Genomic DNA, 7,169 nt, shown 5'->3' with positions numbered 1-7,169 from the left:
AGCGCCCCGGCTCCTGCCGGCCCGGAGTTGACGTTGGGGCTTTGCGTTTTGCAAATTGAAAAAGCTGCGAGAAGCGCAGAGACGAATTGAGTGAAATGCTGCGGTTCAAGGTTGTATTCAACGCGCCGAGACGTTGTTGCAGGCTGTTATTCAAGCGATAATTGGCGCTGTACGTCATGCCGGTGGTCATCCAGCTAAACAAATTGGGATTATAGCTGGCATTGAACGTTTGCGAGGTGCTCAGCAGCTCGCGCTTGCCCCAACTGAACCGCCGCAGGCCCTCAATGAAGCTCATCGTGGCATTCGCCGTCGCGGCGGAATCCGGGCCGCGTGCCACGCGCGGCTTGACCAGATGGTTGAAATTCAGTCCGTAATCCGCGGTCAAGTTTTCGAACAGCTTGTAGGAGCCGCTGATGCCCTCGGTGACGCCGAAATTCTGCGTGATAATGCTGTCGCCGCGCGCAATCTCGCGGCCGTTTAGTGTGCGCCGCGTCTGATTCAGCGTGACGGCGCTGTTGGCCTGAATCTTGGCGTCGAAACGCTGCGGCGAATAATACAGCTTGGTGGTGCTGAGCTTGCCGAACAACGGCGTTTTGCCGATCCAGGCAAATGGCGTGATGTAGTTGTTGCGCCCAAACGTCAGCCGGTAGTCGAGATTGCCGGCATACGCGTTGCGTTCGGAGATGCGCGTGGTGCTGTTGGTGGCTTTGTTCTGGCTATAGCTAAAACTGCCGCTCAAATTGTCGATGGTATTTTTGATGATGAAGTTATTCGAGCGGCCGCGCCGGCTCACGGAGACGTTGACGCCGCGCTGCTTGGTATTGTCATCGATCGCCGCCAGGTCGTCGTTCTTGAATTTTTGCAGCAGTTCCGGCGTCAACAGAATGTCGCTGCCCGGAATATATTTGGGACTTGATTTGCTTTCGGAATAACTCGCCGATACCGGCACGTTCAGGCCGAGGCTTTGCGGCAGCAGCTTGTCGAGCGCGAAATTGCCGTTCACCGACAAGCGCCGGGAATTGTTGCCTGAGCCAAAGCGCTGCGAGACATTGTGGAAATCCGCATCCACATCTTCGATTTCAAAATTGATGCCGCCGAGATCCGCCAGCCGCAAATCCGCGCGCCCGCGCATGGCCATGCCTTTTTCTTTTTGTACGCCGGAGACGCGCAACTCATCCAGCCAAATTTCGCCGGTGAATTCCTGCTGCCCGACATTTTGTATGCCGACCGTGAGCAGGCGAATATTGGTGAGTGAGGGGTTGCCCCGCACGCGCCATTCCTGACGTTTTGCCGGATTGGGAACGAAGCTGAAATAATCATCCACCTGCGTGATGCCCGACGGAATTTGCTTCACCGCGCCCGATTGCATGGCCTCCGCCAGCAACGCAGAATCTTGCAGCACGCGCTTGAAGTCAGTCAGCGCCGGCAAATAGATCGTCATCTCATTCCGCCGGTCCCAACGGTTGGGATTGTTGCCGCTGGTGGAGTCCGGATCGGGAAAAACATCTTCACGAAATTCATAAAAGTGATTTTCATCCGCGCCAAACCGGATGAAAAATTTAATCGTCGAGGTGTCGGCATTGACTTTGACGCCGGGGCTGCCGTAGACGAACATTTTCAAACTGTCATAGCGCACAAAATTCAACGATTGCAGGGATTTTTGCGCCACCGCAATCTCACCCGGAATCAAGCCGGCAGGAACCACGCCCCCCGGGGGCACGGCTTTGCGAATGCGGAAAACCTGGGATTGTTCCTTCTCTTCGATTTTTTGAATGAGGTTTTGTTCGCGCTTGACGCCGGGCGGAAACGGATAGGAAGGATTTTCTTCCGTGTTGATGATGGTCACATCGAAGCGCTCGTCCTTTTCTTTGTTGAATTCGCCGAAGGCATTGGGTTCTTTTGTGATGCCCACCTCTTTCCATTCATTGCTGACCAGGCTGATTTCCGCCAATTGCAAGCGGCCCGGTTGCTTAAAACCGTCAATCCAAATGCGCGCGAATTCAACGCGCGACAGCGTGGCCACACCCACGGTGTCAGCGGCATCCGTGAGCGGAATGCGATACAGCGTCCAGCCGCTGCCTTCACGGCCGCGCCCGGCAATGTATTTGCTGGATTGGCTGGGATCGTTGAGATCGATCAAATAACTCAAATAGCTGTTGTCGCGATCAAGCGAGCCGTTGGCGTTCAAGTCTTCGGTGTCCGGCCGCAAGCCGCCTTCATCGCTCAGGCTGCCGCCCTTGCCGTTGTTCTCGGTGCCGTTCAACGTGCCGCCGCCGAATGAAATTTTGTTGGACACCCAATCGTCATTGCTGGAAGGCTCGCCCCAATCCTGCACACCGTTGCGATTGATATCCCAGAAATCGTTGGGATCGGCGCCCACCATCATGTCAAGCCCCACGTCTTCGCCGTCATCGAGAACGTTATTGAAAAAACGATTGCGTACCAAATCCTCGGAGTTGAGCGAATCGTTGGGAATGGCGTCTTCCGAAATCAAGCCAAGATCGATGTGAACGCGCCCGGTGTCGCCGTTGATCCAGATTTCCAAAAATTTTGATTCGGTTTGATCGAAATAACCTGGCGATAATGCGCGCAAAATACCGGCCCAGGATTTTTCCGGTTCGGACACCGGCGTGCCTTGCGGCGTTCGGGCCGGTTGCGGAATGAAATCAAAAACCAACACCGGCAGATTTTGCGGCGCGCCGCCCAAACCCGCATTCGTCTGTCGCGTCGTATAAATTTCGGTTACCGGAATGCCTTGAATCGGATTCCACCAAATAAAATCGCCGCGCCGCGCCAGCGCTTTGCGTCGTGGCCGGGTGAGGAGATCGCCTCCCGGATCGTCATAGAGCACGGCCAGGTCGTCGTTCAAAATCTCCACCGGAATCGAAGATTGCACCCAGGCGCGCCGCGACACGCCCAGCGGCGTCGTGCGTTTCGTGCCTTCGAAATCGTCTACATACGCCACGCCGTTCGGATCGCCGGTTTCCTTGTTGTTCAGCGCATTAGGATTGGGAATGATTTGCGCAATTTCGCCTTCGAGGTTGAGGGTGCTCGCTTGCTGGGTCGCAATGATGGGCAACGCATCGAGCGCGCGACTGAGAAAATTCGGCTGGAATTGCAAGCGCGTATTGAAATCCCACACCAGGTTTTTCATCGGGCCGCGGTCTTCGCCGCCGCTCAAGCGCACACGCTGCTCCAGCGAGCGCTCGCTCAAATACAGCAGTGTGCCGCCAATGAATGAATCTTTATTGATGCGGAATTCCGCGCGCGATCCGAGAATGGATTTCTTTTCGAGCTGAAAAAGCTGGTTGTTTTGATAGGTGATCTCAAGCTGCGCGTCGGGCTTGTTGGCTTCCGGATTGGTGACGGTGAGCGTGCCGGAGAAATAATCAATGACATAATCCGTGTCGCGCACCAAACGGTTGCCGCGCAGCGATACTTCTTCGGAGCCTTCGATGACGTTGAAGCCGAGCTGATATGTGGAGGTTTTGTTTTGAGATTTGACCTCGATGATGAATTTGGTCAGGCGTTGCTGCTCGCTGTAAGACGCGGTATCGTACATGGCCGTGACTTGCTTGTCGAGTGGCAGGGGATTCTTGAAAACTTGAAATGACTGCGAGGCCTGATCAAACACAAACACCGAATCTCGTGCGTCAAACGGCCGCAAAAAGGGAAAGGTCAATTCGCCGGCGCCGCGATTGACCACGAACCCGTCGAGATCGATTTGGTTGTCCGGCCGGCGCTCGCCGTTGACGTTGGTTTCGTCCAATCCGAAAATATTGAGATATGAAATCTGGCCGCCGCCGGGCAAAATCAGCGTCTCTTCCGGCGTGCCGGCCGAGCCGGGCTGAAAATAAACGCGGATGTCCAAACCCTCTTCCGGAATGTTGCGGCTGCCCAGGTCATAAACATTCTTCCACTCCAGATGCCAGGTGTCATCTAAATCGCGCGGCGCAGGCAAGGTGGTACGCTCGCGCAACAATTTCAGGCGAAATGGCCTGCCAGTAACAAAATTGATATCACCATGAATTTCCCCGTCGTTCGTCTCGTAAGCCACGGCAAGCGCCTCGCCCTCTTGCGCACGCTGCGTCAGGCGAATGTAGCCCAGCGTCGGCTCATAGCGATAATCCTGCTCCGGAACCAGCTTGCGGAAACTGCCGGATACTCTTTCTCGTTCATCCAGAACAAGGACATTGCCCTCGGCATCCAACAGCGCCTCACGATAAGCGTCGCCCGGAATATTTTTGGGATCGTCCAGGCGGCCGGTAACATACACCTCAAGCCGCCGGATTTGCCGGCCGGTTGGAACCGCCAGATGCCGCCATTTTTCCGAATAGTAGCGAAAATTTTCGCGATACTCGCGATGCAAGAAGAAATACGTATCGCGCATATAATTCAAGTCGCGCACATTGTAATCTTTTGCCTGCGCGCCGCCACTGGCGCTCAGTTTCTTGCTCTCGCCTTTTTCCTGGCTCGCAATCGCGGTGATAAAGAGATTGCCGAGCTGCATTTCGGATTTGAGGCCGAACAGGCCGGCGTTGCCGCCGCCAAAGGTGACGTAGCGCGTGCCCGGCAGCGAAAGCGCAATGTTGCCGGCCTCCACTTTTTTTAGAATATCGTCTTCAAATCCGGTGTAATTTAATTTGATATTATTTTCAAAATCGAAGGCGCGCTCGCTGTCCTGATCGACGTTCACCGTCACTTTTTCACCGATGCGGCCCGTGACCGTGAAGCGCTGTTTCTGCGTCATTTTAAAATTGGTGTTCGAGCCGTAGTTGAACGCGGTGCGCTGTTCGGTGCGGTTCTCCTTGCGAAAACCGCCGTCGATTTGAATATCGCCCTGCACGTTCAAACCCACGCTGCTGCCGCCGAAAATTTGCGCAAACGCCCGGCTTTTGATCGGCACCGGAATGTCGACATCCAGGCCGCCGCGGCCCGTGCGCGCTTCGGCGCCGGGCGACAGGCTTTTGGCGAGCGCAGACTGCCAGAGTTTGAATTCATTGTTGCGCAGCCGCTCGGCGTAATAAAGCTGAATGGGCGCTTTGTAAGGCGCACGAATCGGCTGTTCAAACAGCTCTTCGCGAATGGTGATGTATTGACCGGTGGAATCAACGGCGACTTTGCGCTGCAGCGAAGAGGGACGCCAGCGCTGTCCTAAGCCGCCGTACAAGCGAGTTAAGCCCGTGGCGCCGGCTTCGTCAAATGGAGAAACGCGAGGATCATACGTTCGGATGGCGGGCAACGATAGGCTAAAGCCGGAATGGCTTGCGGCAGCCGTGGAGTCCTGCCCCCATGAGCGACCGGGCGTCAGACAGAAACAAAAAAAGACCAAGAAGCACGTGCAAAGCTGTGGCGTGGCCCTTCGTCCAATGCGAGAGTAAAACGTCATAATGGGATAATCTCTAACTCACTGGTTGATGTTCTGTAGCAAAGCGCTCGATAGATACCTCCATCTTGGTTGGACAAATATTTTATAGCGCCGGAAAAGTAGCACGTCCGCCGCTGAGAAGCAAGCAAAAATATGATAACAACTGCCTGAAAACATTGCCGATGCCGGAACTGCCGTTTGCCCAAAAAGTAGCGCCATTCAGATGCAAAGATACTCAGGCTGAACCTGATTGCGTCACAGCCGTGGGATTAGCTAAACGCCGGCAGTCAAAGCTGTCTTGTAGAACATTGGCAGCACTCCATTTTTTAACCTTTCCTTAAACCGGAAGCACTGGAAGATTGTTCCGGGGCGAAAAAAACTGCCAGTCGCGATTTTTCCGAGTCAGCCAAGAGTGAAGCAAAACATTGTGAAGGGTATTCCCGGGTTCGTTCGGCGGGCAGAAACGCGATCCTGCGTATTGACTGACATTGTCGCCCGAACGCGGTTCTGTTTGAATCAGGGAGTTTTAAACAGATTGGCGATTGACGTCTCAACGGTTAAATGAAACTCTGCAAGCGCCTCGCCCAGGAAAATGAAATCCCACGAAAAGATTTTGCCTTTTTGTGGGATTTCAACTTTTGGGGGCGAGCATTACAAAGCTGCTCAAAGAGCTTCGATTTTCAGCTCGTCTGATAATCGGCGTGGTCTTCGCGAGCCTATTTCACCACGACGACTCTCTTGCTTTCCACATATTCACCGGCTTTCAAGCGATACTGATACGTTCCGGTTGGCACTTGCACACCGGCATCATCGCGGCCATCCCAAGCGAGTTTGTGTGTTCCCGGCGTTTGCGTACCCGAGAACAACCGGCGCACGGTCTGGCCTTGCAAATTATAGATGATCAGTTCCACGGCCGCGGTTTGGCCGAGACGATCAGGCAAATCGTAGCGGATCACCGTGCCGCTCACAAGATTTTGGACGGATACCGGATTGGGATAATTTTGATACAGCCGGAATTGGCGCGGCGCTGCAGCGGCTGCGGTTTCATCGAGCGCAAACGTGACGTGTGCGCCGTTAAAATCATCCGTGAAACTAGAAATCGCGAAGGTGTTGTTATCAATGTTTGCGCCGGCGTGGCGGAATAAAATATCAAACATCGCCAGCGGGGCTTCCGCGGTGAGCGCTTCGACATGAAAGCCGCCGATGACAACCATACCCGGCAAATATTGGCTGCCATTCAGAGCAATCCAATTTTGCGTTGCCGAGCTGCGCTCAACACCGGCAAATTGCAGCTCCTGCACGGGGTATTGCAACAACATGCCAAAGGCTTCAAGCGCTGGCGCGGCGGCAACGACCGCGAAGGTCTGGAATTGTGGGAAGGGGTATGGCGCACCTTGACCACGCGAGTCGCCGCTTCCTTCGACACCACCCCGGCCACGATCCATTGAGGAGTCAGCGGCTTGGCGCTACCGGTTAGGCCGGCCTTCTTAAGGGTGCTATAGTCAGGGCATCTGCCCGACTGCCTCGGTGATGCTTGAAGACGACGGCGCGCCGAGGTTTTTTTTGCGTTTTTTATCCGATCTCCTGCATCCACGGAAACCAATCAAAGAGCACCGTGCCGGTGGTCTGCAACGCGCCGGTGGCCATGGCGATGCCGGTCGCCGCGGGCTGGCGTTCGGCCTTGATCTTGCGGGTCTCGAGGGCCTTCTGCATCCAGTTGTCGGCGGCCTCGATGTCGGCGTCGTACGCAGCGGGCTGTTCAGCCAGGTCGGCGCGTTCGCGCATGACCGCATACCGCTTG

At 55.1% G+C, this 7,169-nt stretch carries 3 protein-coding genes; all 3 read right to left on the bottom strand.

Annotated elements, in window-relative coordinates:
- Positions 1 to 5,389: cell surface protein SprA (gene sprA, locus FBQ85_23800; GenBank protein ID MDL1878164.1), on the bottom strand; the 5,389-nt coding region annotated here is incomplete at its 3' end.
- A gap of 695 nt (positions 5,390 to 6,084) precedes the next feature.
- The gene (locus tag FBQ85_23795; GenBank protein ID MDL1878163.1) at positions 6,085 to 6,813 is read right to left on the bottom strand and encodes a T9SS type A sorting domain-containing protein; all 729 of its coding nucleotides are present in this window, start codon (positions 6,811 to 6,813) and stop codon (positions 6,085 to 6,087) included.
- Positions 6,814 to 6,940: 127 nt separating this feature from the next.
- Positions 6,941 to 7,153 carry a hypothetical protein gene (locus FBQ85_23790; GenBank protein MDL1878162.1) on the bottom strand — a complete coding sequence of 71 codons (213 nt, stop codon included), beginning with the start codon at positions 7,151 to 7,153 and terminating at the stop codon, positions 6,941 to 6,943.
- Positions 7,154 to 7,169 lie beyond the last annotated feature (16 nt).

Source organism: Cytophagia bacterium CHB2 (genome assembly GCA_030263535.1).
In the GTDB taxonomy this organism is placed as follows: domain Bacteria; phylum Zhuqueibacterota; class Zhuqueibacteria; order Zhuqueibacterales; family Zhuqueibacteraceae; genus Coneutiohabitans.
The sequence above is the reverse complement of the archived record's forward strand: the minus strand, read 5'-3'. Positions and strand labels throughout refer to the sequence as shown.

Coding starts and splice junctions, on each gene's coding strand:
- FBQ85_23795 (MDL1878163.1), bottom strand. CDS start 6,813: ATGGATCGTGGCCGGGGTGGTGTCGAAGGAAGCGGCGACTCGCGTGGT.
- FBQ85_23790 (MDL1878162.1), bottom strand. CDS start 7,153: ATGCGCGAACGCGCCGACCTGGCTGAACAGCCCGCTGCGTACGACGCC.